The sequence below is a fragment of the Tenacibaculum finnmarkense genome, from assembly GCF_900239185.1.
GTDB classification, from domain to species: domain Bacteria; phylum Bacteroidota; class Bacteroidia; order Flavobacteriales; family Flavobacteriaceae; genus Polaribacter; species Polaribacter finnmarkensis.
On the sequence record NZ_OENA01000010.1, the window covers coordinates 15681 to 32971 of the forward strand.

14 protein-coding genes are annotated in these 17291 nt (G+C 31.6%); 2 read left to right on the forward strand and 12 right to left on the reverse strand.

What is annotated here, in order from left to right; all coding sequences use genetic code 11:
• The first annotated feature begins 59 nt into the window (after positions 1-59).
• Complete coding sequence (locus AQ1689_RS00580) at positions 60-794, forward strand: RNA methyltransferase (RefSeq protein WP_101954854.1); 735 nt, start codon at positions 60-62, stop codon at positions 792-794.
• Here AQ1689_RS00580 and AQ1689_RS00585 read toward each other — a convergent pair.
• A complete protein-coding gene (locus AQ1689_RS00585; RefSeq protein WP_058884326.1) occupies positions 786-1400 on the reverse strand; it encodes a deoxynucleoside kinase in 615 nt (204 codons plus the stop codon). The two genes, AQ1689_RS00580 and AQ1689_RS00585, sit on opposite strands and share 9 nt — an antisense overlap.
• Before the next feature lie 188 nt (positions 1401-1588).
• Positions 1589-6343, reverse strand: coding sequence for a GEVED domain-containing protein (locus tag AQ1689_RS00590; protein ID WP_101954855.1), 4755 nt, complete (start codon positions 6341-6343; stop codon positions 1589-1591).
• An 84-nt stretch (positions 6344-6427) separates the two neighbouring features.
• Between AQ1689_RS00590 and lipB the strand changes: the two genes are divergently transcribed.
• Positions 6428-7132 (forward strand): lipoyl(octanoyl) transferase LipB, encoded by a 705-nt coding sequence (lipB, locus tag AQ1689_RS00595; protein WP_058884328.1) that lies wholly within the window; start codon positions 6428-6430, stop codon positions 7130-7132.
• Positions 7133-7196: 64 nt separating this feature from the next.
• Here the strand turns inward: lipB and AQ1689_RS00600 are convergent, their stop codons facing one another.
• From AQ1689_RS00600 to AQ1689_RS00645, 10 genes are all read right to left on the reverse strand, one after another.
• Complete coding sequence (locus AQ1689_RS00600) at positions 7197-7841, reverse strand: YceI family protein (protein WP_101954856.1); 645 nt, start codon at positions 7839-7841, stop codon at positions 7197-7199.
• Between the two features lie 82 nt (positions 7842-7923).
• Positions 7924-8640, reverse strand: coding sequence for a tRNA threonylcarbamoyladenosine dehydratase (locus AQ1689_RS00605; protein ID WP_101915072.1), 717 nt, complete (start codon positions 8638-8640; stop codon positions 7924-7926).
• A complete protein-coding gene (locus AQ1689_RS00610; protein ID WP_101954857.1) occupies positions 8637-9275 on the reverse strand; it encodes a TatD family hydrolase in 639 nt (212 codons plus the stop codon). The genes AQ1689_RS00605 and AQ1689_RS00610 overlap by 4 nt, the downstream gene beginning before the upstream one ends.
• Positions 9276-9286: 11 nt before the next feature.
• Positions 9287-9979, reverse strand: coding sequence for a tRNA-uridine aminocarboxypropyltransferase (locus AQ1689_RS00615; protein ID WP_219618430.1), 693 nt, complete (start codon positions 9977-9979; stop codon positions 9287-9289).
• Between the two features lie 56 nt (positions 9980-10035).
• Positions 10036-10488, reverse strand: a complete 453-nt coding sequence (gene dtd / locus AQ1689_RS00620) for a D-aminoacyl-tRNA deacylase (RefSeq protein WP_101915068.1) — start codon at positions 10486-10488, stop codon at positions 10036-10038.
• A gap of 33 nt (positions 10489-10521) precedes the next feature.
• A complete protein-coding gene (gene rsgA / locus AQ1689_RS00625) occupies positions 10522-11487 on the reverse strand; it encodes a ribosome small subunit-dependent GTPase A (RefSeq protein WP_101915067.1) in 966 nt (321 codons plus the stop codon).
• A gap of 646 nt (positions 11488-12133) precedes the next feature.
• Positions 12134-13216: a bifunctional 3-deoxy-7-phosphoheptulonate synthase/chorismate mutase type II gene (locus AQ1689_RS00630; protein ID WP_101915066.1), complete on the reverse strand. Its 1083-nt coding sequence runs from the start codon at positions 13214-13216 to the stop codon at positions 12134-12136.
• 20 nt (positions 13217-13236) lie between these two features.
• Positions 13237-14085, reverse strand: coding sequence for a prephenate dehydrogenase (locus tag AQ1689_RS00635; RefSeq protein WP_101954859.1), 849 nt, complete (start codon positions 14083-14085; stop codon positions 13237-13239).
• 65 nt (positions 14086-14150) lie between these two features.
• Positions 14151-15296: a pyridoxal phosphate-dependent aminotransferase gene (locus AQ1689_RS00640; protein ID WP_101954858.1), complete on the reverse strand. Its 1146-nt coding sequence runs from the start codon at positions 15294-15296 to the stop codon at positions 14151-14153.
• On the reverse strand, positions 15293-16120 hold the full coding sequence (locus AQ1689_RS00645) for a prephenate dehydratase (protein WP_101915064.1): 828 nt from the start codon (positions 16118-16120) through the stop codon (positions 15293-15295). The genes AQ1689_RS00640 and AQ1689_RS00645 overlap by 4 nt, the downstream gene beginning before the upstream one ends.
• Positions 16121-17291: the final 1171 nt, after the last annotated feature.

A 17291-nucleotide genomic window follows, 5' to 3' on the forward strand; every position in this document is an offset into this window, starting at 1 on the left:
GGTATTTAAGTATCAAAAATACTGTTTTTTAGTGATTATAATATGTTAAAAAAATAATAATGAGTTTATCTAAAAGCAATTTAAAGTTAATAACGAGTTTACAGCAAAAAAAGTACCGACAAAAACATCAGTTATTTGTTGCTGAAGGGGTAAAAGTTGTTGCCGAATTATTAAAATCATCAGTAGAGGTAGCGCATATATTTACGGTAGATGCTTCTTTCGAAATTGCTAATAATGTTCAAAGTACGCTTATTTCAGAAGTTGAATTAAAGAAAATAAGTACGTTAAAAAACCCTAATAAAGTTTTAGGATTGTTTAAAATACCTACAGAAAAGGAGCAAAACAGCGCTAATTTTACGCTTGCTTTAGATGAAGTAAATGACCCAGGTAATTTAGGGACTATTATTCGTTTGTGTGATTGGTTTGGTATTACCGAGTTGGTTTGCTCTAAAAACACGGTAGATTGTTACAATCAAAAGGTAGTGCAGTCAACCATGGGATCTTTAACAAGAGTACATATTTCGTATATTGATTTGCCAAGTTATTTGAAAGAAACACCATTAGCTGTTTATACTGCCGATATGGATGGCGAAAATATTTACAAGGCTAGCCTTCCTGAAAAAGCGGTTTTAGTAATGGGAAATGAGGCAAACGGAATTTCAAATGAAATAGCAGCTATTGTAAAACATAAATTAACGATTCCTAGATTTGGTGATATTCAAAAAACAGAAAGTTTAAATGTAGCTACAGCAACTGCTATTTTATTAAGTGAATTTAAAAGAAGTTTAGTTTAACTCCTTAATTTGAGCATCTATTTTATCAATAATAAATTTCAAATCTTGTTTATTATTGATAAAATCTAAATTGTCAACATCAATAATAAGTAATTTTCCTTTAGTGTACTCGCTAACCCAAGCTTCGTAACGCTCATTTAATCTGGTTAAATACTCAACGCTAATAGCATTTTCATAGTCTCTACCACGTTTGTGAATTTGCCCAAGAAGGGTAGCGGTATCTGCACGTAAATAAATTAATAAATCGGGTGGTGTTACTAAGTTTTCCATCAATTCAAATAACGATGAATAGTTATTAAAATCACGATCGGTCATTAGCCCCATAGCGTGTAGGTTGGGTGCAAAAATATGAGCATCTTCATAAATAGTTCTATCTTGAATTATTTTTTTGCCAGACTCTCTTAACTCTAAAACCTGACGAAAACGACTGTTTAAAAAGTAGACCTGCAAATTAAAAGACCAACGCTCCATTTCACCATAAAAATCATCTAAGTAAGGATTCTCATCTACCGATTCATAATGAGGGTCCCAATCATAATGTTTGGCTAATAGGTTGGTTAATGTGGTTTTTCCTGCGCCTATATTTCCGGCAATTGCTATATGCATATATTTTGAATTTCAATACGGTAAAATTACATAAAAAAAGTATTGCTAGCTAAAATTTAATGAATCAATTTATACTGCTAGCTAGTTGTACTTAGAGTGTTCTTAGCGTGTTGTTTGAAGTTGTTATTTAAAGTTGTTATAAAAAAAAACGAGCCATTAAGCTCGCTTTTTTTTGATGTAATTTTTTTTTATTTCATCATAATTTTACGGGTACTTAGTTTACCGTCATTTTGAATTTGTATAAAGTAAATTCCGCGGCTTACTTTTTTAAATTTAATTTCTTTATTAAAATTACTAGATATTGTTGAAAATGTTTGTGTTTCTAATAATTGCCCTCTTGCATCAATTAATTTAATAATGGTTAGGTTTTTTTCTTTCACCTTAAAGTTTACCGTTAATGTTCCGTATGAAGGTACAGGGTATATTTTTAAATCGGTAAATAAATTTGCAGATGTCGCAAAACTTTCATCAACATTAATAGTATAATCTTCTACTTCACCATCAAAATTAAACTCACAAGAATTTTCTTTGTCGGTAGTTTCTTTTCTGGTTAAAATACGTAAGATTGTTGCGCCTAGTTTTGCATCTTCAGGAATGGTTATCGTAGTGTTATTTGTTGTTAAATTAAATGATTCACTTTCTTCAAATATCAAATTTTGATTCCAATCAATCCATCCGAAGGTTTTTAGTGCGTTATTTCCATCGCTATCAACTTCAATATTTAAATCATATTGCTCACCTCTAACAACAGGTGTTGTAACCGAAGTAAAATTAGAATAACCAGTTGTTTTTGTTGAACTATTATTAATCTCTGCAAAAGCAACATTTGTTAGGCTTATTTTTGAAGTGCTATTTCCTTTTGATTTACAATAACGGTCGTTAACAACAAGTGTTAAGTTAATTGATTTTTTTAGTAAACCAGCAGTTGCTATTACTTTAATGGTATAATCTCCAATAGGAGCATTGTTTAAATTATCAATATGTACTGTAAAGGTTCCTGTTTTGTTAATTGTTATAGGATTAAAAGTTACAACAGCATTTTCAGGGGCGTTTTCTGCTAAGAAAGTAACGTTTTCATTAAAGTCATTTAATGATTTAAAATCAACTATATAAGCTACTTTATTCACTGCTTTATTACAAATAGATATTGCTGGTTTTTGGCTTTTTAATGTAAAATCGGGTGTAATTTTAATGGTATAATCTTCTACTTCACCATTAAAACCTAATTGACATTCGTTTGAGTTTTGAGAACCTTCTTTTTGAGTTACAATTCTTAAAATGGTTGTTCCTAATAAAGCATCCGAAGGAATAGCAATTTTTAATCCACTATTTTTAGTTGCTGTATTTGCGTTGCTTGTTGTTCCTAAATCATATTTTTCATTAGCATCAAACAAACAGTTTTGATTCCAGTCAACCCAAGCAAATGTTTGTACCGTTTGATTTCCTGCCGAATTTGCATTAACCACTAACGGATACGCTTCACCTTTTATAACCTGAGTATCGATTGCTGTGTAGTTGGTATATCCTGTTGTTTTTGTAGAGGTATTATCAATACTTCCAAAACGAACAAGCGTTGTGCTAATTTGAGAGCTCATACTCCCTGCTGACTTACAAAGCGTATTGTTTACATTAAAAGGAATATTTACTGATTTTTTAATAGAAGATGCTGTAGCGGTAACCACCATTTGGTAATCGCCAATAGCTGCATTTTTTAAGTTAGAAACAGTTAATTTTACGGTGTCATTTTCTTTAAAAGGATTCGGTGAAAAGGTAGCCGTAGCATTTGCAGGAAGCCCTGTAACTGAAAAAACAATATTTTCGTTGAATTTTACCAATGCTTTATAAGCCATGGTAAAAACTTGCTGATTAGTCGCTTTATTACAAATAGAAAAATTACCTGAAGTATTTGTTAGTGTAAAGTCTGGCTGAGGTTTTTCTGTTACAATTAAGGTATAATCTTCTGTTTCACCCCATTCTTCTTTGTGGCTTGAATCGCAAGCGCCATCACCATAGCCATTAGTAGGGTCATCATATTCTGAAACTACTCTAATTCGAGTACTTCCTAAAGCGGCATTTTTAGGAATATTAATGGTATATGTTGAACTTACATTAGCTCCCGATTTGGTACCTAAATCATATCTTTCATCAGTAGTATTAAAGATAAAATCTTGATTCCAGTCGATAAATACATAACAATGATCTTGGTATCCATCGGTATTTAAAGTAACGCTTATTTGATGAGATTCTGTTCTTTTTACAGTGGTGCTTTTTGAAGTAAAATCTTCATAACCATCTACCTTATCGTTCCCTGAATTATTATTGATGCTATTAAAAGTTACATTGCTAATGTGGTTGGCACCTCCAGCTTCATCGGTAAATGTTGAAGCACAATAAGAAGGTACTTGGGTTGTAAATTTATAAACCTTAGAAAAAGTTCCTTCAGCACAGGAATTTTTAGGCTTTATACGCCAGTAATAGGTAGTGCTACCAACTAATGAAGTGGTTGAGGTATATGCGTTGGTGTTCGCTTGTTGGTCAATTACAATAGTTGAAAAATTAGCATCAGTAGCAACCTCTATTTGATATGCAGTAGCATTATCGTCTTGTGTCCACTTAAATTCGGGAGCTATACTAGTATCTGTATCGGTATCTATTGGAAAGATAGGATTAACAGTTGTTAAAACATCTTGAATTACTTGTAATTCTCCTTGAGTTGTTTGGGTAACACTTGCTGATTTCCCTTGAATATTAAAGATGTAATCTTGAGCTATACTGTTGCTGAAATTTTTAAGCATTAGGGTAGCATCGCCATTGGAGCTTATAGTTGCTGGAGTAAAACTAGCGGTAACACCAGTAGGTAAATTAGTAGCACTTAAAGTTACTGTTTCTTTAAGACCATTTAAAAAACTAAAATTAACAGTATAATTTACGGCATTAGTTCCTGATTTACAGGTTGTTTGTTTGGCTGTTTTATTGGTTATTAAAAAAGTAGGATCTGTTGAATTAATAGTGAAATTAGTAGGGTTCACATTATAAAAGACGTTATCGGCAGCCTCTACAAGTATTCTAGCCTGTGTTGTGATATTATTTGGTATGGTAATTTCTTCAGATCCATCATTAGGAGTATTCTCTTTTAAAATAATTGGAAAGGTAATACCGCCATCAACAGAAAGTTTAATAGTTACTTTTGCACAGTTTATTGGTGCGCTGTCTGTTGTTCCTTTATTCCATGAAATTGTTTGCTGATCTCCTGTAATCCAAGTAACATTTGTGTTGGGTACTGTTACAGTAAAAGGCGCTGCATCGGTTACTGTAATTTTCATGTCATCTCTTGCCGAATTTCCACCACCTGCATTGTTGTCTCTAACGGTTAATGAAAAATTTAATTCTCTAGCTACCGTAGGAAGAACAATCCATTGGTTAGAAGTTCCGTTTATAACATCTTCAAAAATAGGGAAATATCTTTTAGGTGATTTTGTAGGATTTAAAGACCTAAAAGTAGGACCTGCTGTACTTGTTGAAACAGGAGGCATTGTTGCTTTTTGAGTATCAATCTGCTCCCAGTTATAAGTAAGACTGTTAAGTCCTTGCGCATCGGTAGCTATTCCTTCTAAAACAAAAGGAGTTCCTTTAGGAATACTTACATTTTTACCTGCATTAGCTGTAGGAGCATCGTTATTAGTGCTTGATTGTACTGCACAACTTCCACTATTTTGCATATGCGCCCACATTTGAGCAATACTTACTGCATGAAAATACGGATCACTATTTCCTTGAACATTAGGCGAACAAATACCTGCATACCCCATAATTGTCGAACCACTTCCTGGTTCGGCAGAAGTTGATGATTTGTTACAATCGTTATTTTGTGTGTGAGTTCCTCCAAATTGATGCCCTATTTCATGACATACATAATCAATATCATAAGGATCATTAATCGGTTGATAACTACCTGTTATACCACTACCTTTATAACCAGTAACACATACTGAGCGAACTTGCGCTAAACCACCACCACCGGTACTAAATGTGTGACCTATATCGTAATTTGCATCCCCAATAATTGCATCACACTTTGCCTGACTTTCATCAATTAAAGCATCTGCATCATTATCGGTTAAATCATCAGTAGCAGCATCTAAAAATATTAATTTGTCGTTATTATTTACAAGTACCATTCTAACGGATAAATCTCTTTCATAAACTTCGTTTACACGAGTCATTGTCGTATTAATTGCCGATAAAACAACTGCTTTTTTGACAGCATCGGTAGCTGAGCTGGCAATATTTTGTCTGTTTAAATGAAATTGAGAATATTCACCAGTACAAGCAATAGCAACTCTAAAAGTTCTTAGAATACCATCATTGGCATTTCTTTTTTGAATTGATGAAGTCATTGTTTTTTTAGCCGTGCTTTCAACTTGACATCTAAAATCATTCTCTTTAGCTTTTAAAGCTGATTTTTTATAGATGATATATTTTTTTTTATCAACCGTATAAGGATCGATATATACAATGCTTTTATTAGCAGAATAGATAAGCGCATGCACACCATTGGCACCTAAACTAATTTTAGCAATTGCGGTAGGATCATCAACTCCTTGCCCAGAATAAGACTTAATCATCGGGAATTTAGCTGCTAATTCAGGCGCTAAATAAGAAGTTTCTTTTATTAGAAATCGCTGTAATTTACCTTCAGCGTTAGGTAATGTTATAATATGTTGACTTCTTTTTGATTTAAAACCTGTTAAATGATTTTGAAAACCATTTAAATTTAGCGTTGCTAAACGGTATTTTTCAGGCGTATTTTTTCTGCTTAAAGGTTTAACTTGTTGACTAGAAGTCTCTTTTTTTAGAGTTGTATTCCAAAAGTTTTGAGAAAAGGAATTTGTTGCTAAAAAAATAAAAAAGAAAAAGAGTATTGAAGGATTTTTTTTTATCATAATTATGAATTGTTAATAGGCATTGTTATAACAGCTTGGTGTTAATTTTAGTACCTTTGGGGGATTGTTTTAGGATACAAATTTATGAATAAAAATATAACAGTTAGTGATTTAGGTCAAAAAGATTATAAACACACTTGGGATTATCAAGCTAAATTATTAGAAGAAATCGTTTCTTTAAAACGAGAAAACAGAAATAAATCCCTGAAAATTAGCACGCCCAATCATTTTTTATTTGTTGAACATCCGCATGTTTACACCCTTGGTAAATCAGGGGATTTAAGCAATTTATTATTAAATGAAGCACAATTAAAAGAAAAAGGAGCTACTTTTTATAAAATAAATAGAGGAGGAGACATTACCTATCATGGTCCAGGGCAAATAGTCGGCTATCCGATACTTGATTTAGAAAATTTTTTTACAGACATCCATAAATACTTACGTTTCTTAGAAGAAGCAATTATATTAACAATTGCCGAATATGGCTTAGAAGCAGGGCGTAGCGATGGTGAAACAGGTGTTTGGCTAGGAGTAGGAACACCGTTTGCTCGAAAAATTTGCGCCATGGGAATTCGTGCAAGTAGGTGGGTAACTATGCACGGTTTTGCTTTAAATGTAAATGTAAATTTAGGCTATTTTGACAATATTATTCCTTGTGGAATTAGAGGAAAAGCAGTTACTTCTATGCAGGCTGAATTAGGTTATGAAGTTTCAGAAGCTGCCGTAAAACAAAAAATATTAAAACACTTTAAAACACTTTTTGAAGTAGAAGCTTATATAGAGGCATAAAATTTAAACATAAAAAAAAGGGTTGACATTTTAATGTGTCAACCCTTTTTTTATGTAGCTAAAATTATTTTTTAGCTTTAATATCAAAAGAAATCTCTAATAAATCGTTAATAAATTTATCTTTTAAAAGAGCATCAAATTTTTTAGATTTAAAAGTAACTCCAAAATCAGTTCTATCAATACTAAAAACAGCACTTTTAAAAGTAGCCATACCTTTGTTTTGAGTAACCGTTGCAGGAATTGTAATACTTTTTGTAGTTCCTCTAAGTGTTAAATTACCTGTTACCTGTAATTTCCCACCTTTAAGCTCAGAACTTGAAACTTCAAATTTAGCAGTAGGAAACTTTTCAACATCAAAAAAGTCAGCACCTTTTAAATGATTTTCTAATTTCTCTTTACCATCAGCAACTTCTAAATCGGCACATAAAATTGAATTCATATCAATAACAAACTCCCCAGATTTAAGTAGGTTGTTTTCAATTTCAAACAATCCTTTAGTAATGCTAACAGTACCATTATGAGAACCTGTAGGTTTGTTTCCTTTCCAGGTAACGGTAGATTCTGCAATATTTGCTTTGTAAGAATTAATTACATTTTCTACTTTTTTAATATCTTTAACCTCTTGGTTAGCAGTAACTTTATTTTTTTCTGATTTACAAGAAACAGCCGTAATTGCGATAAGAGCAATTGCTAAAATTGATTTTTTCATTTTAATTGATTTTTTATAATTGATTATTAATAAACTCAAATAACTTACGGCAAAGATACTTTAAAAATAGTTTCCACGGAAATTATTTTTTCGTTAAGATTTTGTTAATTACGTAAGAACTAGCTTGTAAGCCAAAAGCAGCGGGCATATAGCTGATAGTTCCGTAAAAAGATTTCTTAAAATTACTTCCGTCAGTCATTTGTAAACTTTCGGAAATTTGAATTTCTTCAGAGTAAACAGCAGTAATACCTTTGTTTACTTTTCGTTCTTTTAACCGTTTTTTTATGGCGCGTGCCATTTTACAATTCTTTGTTTTACTGATGTCTTTCACCACTACTTTACTAGCATCTAATTTTCCACCAGCACCCATCGCACTGATTAATTTCACTTTTTTTCTTTTGGCAGCAACAATTAAATTAACCTTCGGAGTAATGCTGTCAATACAATCCATTACGTAATCATATTGGGGGCTTACAATTTCAAAAGCTCTTTCAGGAGATAAAAACTCTTCTATTGCTGTTAGTTCTATTTCAGGATTTATATCTTTAATTCTGTCGGCAATTACGCTTACTTTTGTTTTTCCAACAGTACTATCTAATGCGGGTAACTGTCTATTTTTATTAGTTTCATCAAAAGCATCACCATCAACAATTGTTATTTTTCCAACACCAGCTCTTGCTATAAATTCTGCAGCAAACGAACCAACGCCACCCAAGCCAACAATTAAAATATTTGCTTTTTGAAGTTTTTCCATTCCTTCTTTCTGAACCAATAATTCCGTTCTTTCTAACCAACTCATTGTATAAATAATGTATTAAAATTTTGATGTATATTCTCTTGTATTTTTTTCACGCTAGTATTTTTGATGCGACTTGCTTTTTCATAAACAGTGGCGATATCAATATCTGCATTATCTGTTTCTAAGAAAATTTTATCCAAAGGAATAGTAAAAAATACTTCTTGTAATTTTTCGGAATATAAAAGGGCTTTTCCAAAGGATAAAAAACAGCCATTCTTAATTAAATCATTGGCAATTTGACTGTTTTTATGAAAACCGTGAATTAGCCATTTTTGCGTAGGTTTCAGCTCTTTTTTAATTTGAATTATCTCCTGAAAAGCCTTTACACAATGTATAATTAATGGTTTTTTATAAGCTTCTGATAATTTAACATGTTCTTTAAAAACTGTAATTTGAAGTGTATAATTTACTTCGGATAATCTATCGAAACCACATTCGCCGATGGCATAACAATTTTTATGAAGTAATTTTTTTTTGATAAAGATAAGTTCATCTTCAATAGTATTTTTGTTGATAAACCAAGGATGAATCCCGATAGAAAACGGCGTATTAAAATCGGTTGAATTAGGATAACAATTTAAAATACTAAAATTTTCATCAGAATTAGTATGCGTATGAATATTTATAAATTTCACAAAAAAAATAGCTAATTTTCTTGTTCAAAAATAATACTTCTTTCCATATTTTTTTTATAAACATTCTTAGGGATAAGCTCTTTATTATTTGTGTTTAGCATACATTTAATTTGATGGTCAATCATTTTTTCAAAAGGAACAAGAAAATCTTTGGTATCACATTGTTCTAAATTGCTTTGATTAAGTAAATTTAAAACGGTGTAAACAGATTCAATAGTACTAAGGCAAAGCGGTGCAGGCTGTTGCTTAATACTAAATTTTGATTTTATTTTATTATCAAAACTTACTCTTTTTAGTTGCTGTAAGTTTTCACTCAATTTAAGCATTTTACGAGCGCAAGGCCATGTTCCATCAAGAATAAAAATATGAGGATTATCGCCCATAAATGAATTTATTTCTGAACTTTTATTTACTGATAAGTTCAAGCTATCTTCCCCCGGATAAAGTAAAAAAGCCCCATTTTTTTCTTCAGTTAGTATTTCATTTACACGTTTATTATTTGTGAAATCTACACCAACTATTATTTCTGAATTTTCAAGTTGAAGATTCGTCATACGCCCCGTTCCATTTTTTTCTTTTTTGTATTCTTTCGGGTGCATAAGAATAATAAAACGAGTTTTGGTTTGTAAATTATTTGTGTGTTTACAAATACATGATGATGAGGGCATCATGCATTTATAACATGTTATTCTTGGGGTTTTCATTGCTGTTTTCAAAGCGAATCTCTCTTTTTTGAATTATTGCTAATTATAAAGCAGTATTACACCTTATTTTTACTATCCATAATAATTGTAACAGGACCATCGTTTAAAAGTTCGATTTTCATGTCGGCACCAAATTTACCTGTTTGCACTTTTTTACCTAAATTCTTTTCAAATTCTTCAATAAATTGCTCATATAAAGGAATCGCAATTTCAGGTTTTGCCGCATTCATATAACTAGGGCGGTTTCCTTTTTTTGTAGATGCCTGCAATGTAAACTGACTCACGATAATTGCCTCTGCTTGGGTATCAATTAACGAATTATTCATCACCTGATTATCATCATTAAAAATCCGAAGATTTACAATTTTTTTAGCTAACCAATTAATATCTTCTTGAGTATCATCATTAGTAATGCCTACAAAAACGAGTAAGCCATAATTAATATCAGCAACTTTTTCACTTTGAATAGTTACACTAGCATTGCTTACTCTTTGAATTACGGCTTTCATTTATTCTTGGCTTATTCTTGGCTTATTCTTTGTTTATTCTTTATCTTTTTCCCAAATATCAGTTCGGTAATGTTCCTCTTCGCCCTCTAAAATTTGCAAATAACTTTTGTAGCGTTCCCATGAAATAGTGTCCGCTTCTAGCGCATCTTTTACCGCACATTTTGGCTCATTTACATGAATACAATTGTTAAATTTACAATCTTGTTTTAACGCAAAAAATTCAGGAAAATAATCTCCTAACTCTTCTTTATCGATATCAACAACACCAAAACCTTTAATTCCAGGCGTATCAATAATTCGAGCATCTTGAGGATTTTCTAAATTCAAATCGAACATTTCGGCAAAAGTAGTGGTATGTTTTCCTTGGTTATGCTGATCAGAAATTTCTTTAGTTTTTAAATTTAACGCCTTATCAATAGTATTTACCAAAGTCGTTTTTCCAACACCAGAATGCCCAACAAACATCGACGTTTTACCAAGCATCATTTTCTTGATAGTATCAACATTCGTATTTTGTTTTGCAGAAACCTCAATACATCGGTAACCGATAGTTTGGTAAATATCTTTTAAATATAAAATTTCGCCACGTTCTTCTACCTTATAAGAATCTATTTTGTTAAAAACTAAAATAGTATCAATTCTGTACGCTCTTGCGGAAACCAAAAAACGATCAATAAAAGTGGTAAACGTCGGCGGATTATTGATAGTAACCAATAAAAAAACTTGATCAATATTAGCCGCAATAATATGTGTTTGTTTCGATAAATTTACCGATTTACGCACAATAAAATTATCACGTTCATGAATATTGGTAATTACACCCGTTTCTTCATTATTATTTGTTTCTAAGTCAAAATCAACTTTGTCTCCAACGGCAATCGGATTGGTACTTTTGATACCTTTTAATCTGAATTTTCCTTTAATACGGCATTTGTATAAAACCTGTTCACACTTTACCAAATACCAACTCCCTGTAGATTTATATACAATTCCTGTCATGCCACAAAGATGCAGAAATTTATGTAAAAATTAAAGTGTGAGTTGTGCTGTTTTTAGTTTTAGTGGTAAATAGTTAAAATAATGAATAATTTGAAGCTATTTCCCGCTTTACGCACTCGCTCTTTTTTTTGAAGGAAAAAAAAAGGAGCTCAAACAAATGCTTCAATCGGGGCTAGGAATAATAAGTTTTGATTTATATTTTTAGTTCTTTTTTTTAGTAAGATTCCGTTTAAATTTTAGTCAATAAAATTTTATTACAAAAATTCACAAATAACCTGTCAGTTCGAGTGATTTTTTTCCTTCAAAAAAATTGTATCGAGAACTTTTTAAGATCTAAATCAATCAAAATAAAATTCTCGATACAATTTTAATTTCTTTTAGTCATTAAAATCACTCGAATTGACAAAAATCTAGCAAATCAGGATGTGAAACTTAAACAGGTTCTAAAGAAGCTAAAAAGAAAAACCTCATAACTTTTTAATTTTATGAGGCTTTTAATAGTTTAAAAAAGGCAATAATAAGGTTGCTAAGTTGCGTTAAGGATTGAGTGGTTTGTTTGAGCTCTTTTTTGTTTTTTTTAAACAAAAAAAGCAAGTAACGAAAGCCTGACCCTTGTGGTAACGCCCAAAAAACAACTGTTATTATTTTATCCTTTAATAATTTTTTCTTGATGATTAATAGATTCTTGATGAATTGCCTTAAACATTTTTAAAACAAATTCTTCGCTTAAACCTTTACTTTCACCTTCTAAAATCATGTTTCCAAGAATTTCATTCCAACGTCTAGACTGTAAAACAGCAACATTTTTCTCCTTCTTTAAAGCACCAATTTTATCGGCTATTTTCATTCTTTTAGCCATCGTTTCTATTAACTGCCCATCAATTATATTAATTTGAGCACGTAAATTGTCTAAAGAATCTCTATAGCCAGAATCAGTTTCAGTGGCTTTTCTAATCTTCAAATCTTCCATTATTTGCTTTAATTTTGTAGGCGTAACCTGTTGAGCAGCATCACTCCAAGCTTTTTCAGGGTCGAAATGAGTTTCAATCATTAAGCCATTAAAATTCAAATCTAACGCCGTTTGACACACATCAAAAATCATTTCTCTATTTCCTGTAATATGCGAAGGATCACAAATTAACGGTAAATCAGGGAATCTATTTTGAAATTCAATAGCAATTTGCCATTCAGGAATATTTCTATATTTAGATTTTTCATAGGTAGAAAAACCTCTGTGAATTGCGCCTAAATTTTTAATTCCCGCCGTATATAAACGCTCAATTCCACCTAACCATAAAGCTAAATCAGGATTTACAGGATTTTTAACCAATACAATTTTATCAGTTCCTTGTAAAGCATCGGCAATTTCTTGCATAATAAATGGCGATACCGTTGAACGCGCACCAATCCATAATAAATCGATATCATGTTCTAACGCTAATTTTACGTGGGCGGCATTTGCCACTTCCGTACAGGTTTTCATCCCTGTTTCCGCTTTTACTTTTTGCAACCACTTTAAACCTAAAGCACCTACACCTTCAAAATTCCCAGGTCTTGTTCTTGGTTTCCAAATTCCTGCTCTAAAATAATTTACATCAGAATCTTTTAATTCGTGTGCTATTTTTAAAACCTGCTCTTCGGTTTCTGCACTACAAGGCCCTGCTATTACTAGTGGATGTGCTAAACTCATATCATCCAACCATGTTCTTAATTCTTTTGTATTTTTCATTTTGATTATTATTGTGGCGTTTATTTTATGCCGTTTAATATTTGTTTTATATGATTTGTACTTTCCATTTCTTTATGGATTTTAGTAAAATCATCTTTCAATATTGCGTCTTTAAATTGCTGTAAATTAGCAATATATTCATCTAATGTTTCTATAACATTGTCTTTGTTTTGCTTAAAAATAGCCGTCCACATTGCGGGCGAACTTTTTGCCAATCGAACTGTTGATGCAAAACCTGAACCTGCCATGTCAAAAATATCACGCTCGTTTCTTTCCTTTTCGATCACCGTTTTCCCCAACATAAAAGAACTAATATGCGATAAATGCGACACGTAAGCAATGTGTTTATCGTGCGATTTTACATCCATATAACGAATACGCATTCCTAGTTTTGAAAAAATTTCCAAGGCTTTTTCTTGCAGTTTGAACGCTGTTTTTTCTACTTCACAAATAATATTTGTCTTCTGATAAAACAAACCTTCATGCGCCGCTGTTGGTCCTGAAAATTCCGTTCCTGCAATAGGATGTGTTGCTAAAAAATTTCTTCGCTTCGGATGATTTTCAATGGTTTTACAAATTTTCTCTTTAGTAGATCCAACATCTAAAACCAGGCAATCATCGGTAATAATATCCAATATTTTAGGAACTATTGCTATTTGAACATCCACCGGAATTGAAACAATAACAATATCGGCTTTATCCAAGTCGTTAAAGTTTGCTTTATGCTTAATTACGCCAATTTTTAGCGCCTCTTCTAAGTGGTTTTCGTTGGCATCAATCCCATAAATAACAGCCTTCGGATATTCTCTTTGAATATCTAAAACCATACTTCCACCAATTAAACCAACCCCAATTACAAATACGTTCATATTATTTTTTTGCATCATTTCATTGCTTTTTTTCGCTTGAAATGATATTTTATTTTCACCTATTTTTAGGCAAACCTATTAATAGCCTCTTTGATAACTTCTTTTGTAATACACAATGAAAAACGAATATATCCTTCTCCTTGCGAACCAAAAACAGTTCCAGGGGTAATAAATATATCTTTTCCGTATAAAATTTCATCCGCCATTTCTTCGGATGTTTTTCCTGCTGGAATTTTAGCCCAAACAAACAAACCTGTTGAATTTTTATTATAAGTACAATTTAATGTATCGGCAAGTTGAAAAATTAAATCTCTACGTTCTTCGTATATTTTATTCTGCGCAATAAACCAATCATCCGATAAATGTAAAGCTTGAATCGCGCCTTTTTGAATTCCGTAAAACATACCAGAATCCATATTACTTTTAACCTTTAATATCTGGTTGATAAAGTTAGCATTTCCTAAAACCATTCCAACACGCCAGCCTGCCATATTAAAGGTTTTACTTAACGAATTTAGTTCTAGGGCAATATCTTTAGCGCCATCAACCTGTAAAATACTAATAGGATTATCATTTAAAATAAAACTATACGGATTATCATTTACAATTAAAATATGATGCTTTTTACCAAAAGCCACTAACTTTTCAAACGTTTGAAAAGTTGCATTTGTTCCCGTTGGCATGTGCGGATAATTCACCCACATAATTTTAACATTGCTTAAATCTAATTTTTCTAATTCCTCAAAATTAGGCTGCCAATTTGTAGCATCATTTAAGTTGTAAAAAATCGGATTTGCACCCACTAATTTAGTCACAGAAGTATAAGTCGGATACCCAGGATTCGGAATTAATACAGCATCGCCTTCATTTAAAAAAGCCATAGAAATATGCATAATTCCTTCTTTACTGCCCATTAAAGGCAATATTTCATTCTCAGGATTTGCAACAACATCAAATTTTTGCTTATAAAAATTCGCAATCGCATTTCTTAACTCAGGCAACCCCTGATAACTTTGATATTTATGCGCCACCGCATCGTTAAAACTTTCTTGAATAGCATCAATAACTTTGGTCGGTGGTAATAAATCAGGGCTACCAATTCCCATATTGATAATCGGTTTTCCTGCTGCTGACAAGCCTCTAACCTCTCGTAATTTCTTAGAAAAGTAGTATTCTTGTACGGTATCTAATCTTTTTGCTGCTTCAATCATTTTCTTCCATTTTTATAAGCCCCTAATATTTTAAAATCTTCCGCCATTATTTTAAGAATAGCAACCGCTTTTTCATAAAATTGATAACTATCAAAAGTAACATCTACAAAAAAAGAATATTTCCAAGGCGCTTCAATTACTGGCAACGACTGAATTTTTGTTAAATTCATTTTACAATCGCTCAATACATTTAAAATAGTCGCCAAACTACCTCTTTTATGATCTAGCTCAAATTTTAAAGACGCTTTATTTATGTTCTGAGTGCCATTATTTACTGGCTTTGTTTGCACAATAACAAAACGAGTAGCATTCTCTTTCATGGTTTGAATACCATCTTCAATTACCTGTAAATTAAAAATTTCTGCCGCAATTTTCGGCGCAATAGCCGCCACACCTTTTAGCTTATTTTTAGCAATTCTTTTAGCAACTTCAGCAGTATCAACATCTTCAATTAACTTTATTTTTGGATATCTCTTAAAAAACTCCTTACACTGTAAAAGCGCCATCGGATGCGAACAAACCTCGGTAATATCCTCTATTTTCTGATTCGGAAGCGCCATTAAATGATGATGAATATTCAAATATTCCTCTCCAATAATATGTAAATTATGCTGATCAATTAAAGCATAATTAGGAATAATAGACCCCGCAATCGTGTTTTCGAGTGCCATAATACCAATATCCGCCGTTTTATTAAGCAAACAATCCACTAAAACATCAAAAGACATACACTCTTTCAATAAAGTGTTGGCGCCGTAAAAATTTCGAGCAACCTTATGATGATTAGAACCTTCTGCTCCTTGAATAGCTATTATTTTTTTCATTTTAAATCAAAAAAAAAGCCTCGATATATCGAGACTTTATAAGTTATATTTGTTAGTTAACAATACGATACAAAGTCTCAGCCCTTATTAAAAAAATAAAAGTAAAAATAGAAACCTTGCCAGATGTTTTGTAACGTCATTTTTGTATTTGTTGTACAAAGACAAATCTAAAGATTAATCTCAGATAAAAAAACTTGTTGCTGTATTTTTTTAAAAAAAGAAAAGTTGACTAAAATAAGCGATGTTTTACTTAGTGTTATTAATCTTTAAGTGATGTAGGTCAATGTTTTAATATTATTGTCGCCAGCAGTAAATACCTATTTAGGTAAGTGTTTTAACCTAAATAAGAACAATAAAACAGCTTAAAGTTTTATTTCAAACAAATAATCTTGTTTTGTTATTTTTTTATAAAAAAATGCTAATAGCACAAATAAAGAGGGGAGAAGTAGTAAAATAATTAGAAAATTTGACACCTTATATATAATGACAAGAAAAACGCAAGAATTTCATTAAAACCAACCTATATATTAAAGGAACGATTTTTTAGCAGCAATTTCCCGCTTTCCGCACTCGCTTTTTTTGTTTTTTAAAAAGAAAAACAAAAAAGAGCTCAAACAAAGCGTCAATCGGGGCTAGGCATTTGTACTAATTTCGATAAATTGATAAATCAACTATAATTTAGGCAAAGTTCACACTATCATTTCGAGCAGTAAAACTTAAACCTCACAGGTTTTTAAAACCTGTGAGGTTTATTCTTGTTTGAAGAATTTAAAACGAAATTCCTATTAACGAAAACAAACTGTCAGTTCGAGTTATTTTTTTTCTGTTTAAGTTATTTAAAACGTCCTGCTGAATTTATTTAAGCATCGCATCAAAATGAGAACCCCAGAACATCAGCCTGAAAATCGGAAGTAAATTCCTATTAACAAAACAAACTGTCATTTCGAGTGATTTTTTTTCTGTTTAAGTTATTTAAAACGTCCTGCTGAATTTATTTAAGCATCGCATCAAAATGAGAACCCCAGAACATCAGCCTGAAAATTGGAAGTAAATTCCTATTCACGAAAACAAACGATCAGTTCGAGTGATTTTTTTTCTTCAAAAAAATAGTATCGAGAACTTTATCAGCATTAAGAGCCTGTTTAAATTTTAACTAAAGTGTTTTTTAACA

Bases quoted from the DNA above. Each gene is read 5' to 3' on its own strand.
- AQ1689_RS00580 (WP_101954854.1), top strand. From the start codon at position 60: ATGAGTTTATCTAAAAGCAATTTAAAGTTAATAACGAGTTTACAGCAA.
- AQ1689_RS00585 (WP_058884326.1), bottom strand. From the start codon at position 1,400: ATGCATATAGCAATTGCCGGAAATATAGGCGCAGGAAAAACCACATTA.
- AQ1689_RS00590 (WP_101954855.1), bottom strand. From the start codon at position 6,343: ATGATAAAAAAAAATCCTTCAATACTCTTTTTCTTTTTTATTTTTTTA.
- lipB (WP_058884328.1), top strand. From the start codon at position 6,428: ATGAATAAAAATATAACAGTTAGTGATTTAGGTCAAAAAGATTATAAA.
- AQ1689_RS00600 (WP_101954856.1), bottom strand. From the start codon at position 7,841: ATGAAAAAATCAATTTTAGCAATTGCTCTTATCGCAATTACGGCTGTT.
- AQ1689_RS00605 (WP_101915072.1), bottom strand. From the start codon at position 8,640: ATGAGTTGGTTAGAAAGAACGGAATTATTGGTTCAGAAAGAAGGAATG.
- AQ1689_RS00615 (WP_219618430.1), bottom strand. From the start codon at position 9,979: ATGAAAACCCCAAGAATAACATGTTATAAATGCATGATGCCCTCATCA.
- dtd (WP_101915068.1), bottom strand. From the start codon at position 10,488: ATGAAAGCCGTAATTCAAAGAGTAAGCAATGCTAGTGTAACTATTCAA.
- rsgA (WP_101915067.1), bottom strand. From the start codon at position 11,487: ATGACAGGAATTGTATATAAATCTACAGGGAGTTGGTATTTGGTAAAG.
- AQ1689_RS00630 (WP_101915066.1), bottom strand. From the start codon at position 13,216: ATGAAAAATACAAAAGAATTAAGAACATGGTTGGATGATATGAGTTTA.
- AQ1689_RS00635 (WP_101954859.1), bottom strand. From the start codon at position 14,085: ATGAACGTATTTGTAATTGGGGTTGGTTTAATTGGTGGAAGTATGGTT.
- AQ1689_RS00640 (WP_101954858.1), bottom strand. From the start codon at position 15,296: ATGATTGAAGCAGCAAAAAGATTAGATACCGTACAAGAATACTACTTT.
- AQ1689_RS00645 (WP_101915064.1), bottom strand. From the start codon at position 16,120: ATGAAAAAAATAATAGCTATTCAAGGAGCAGAAGGTTCTAATCATCAT.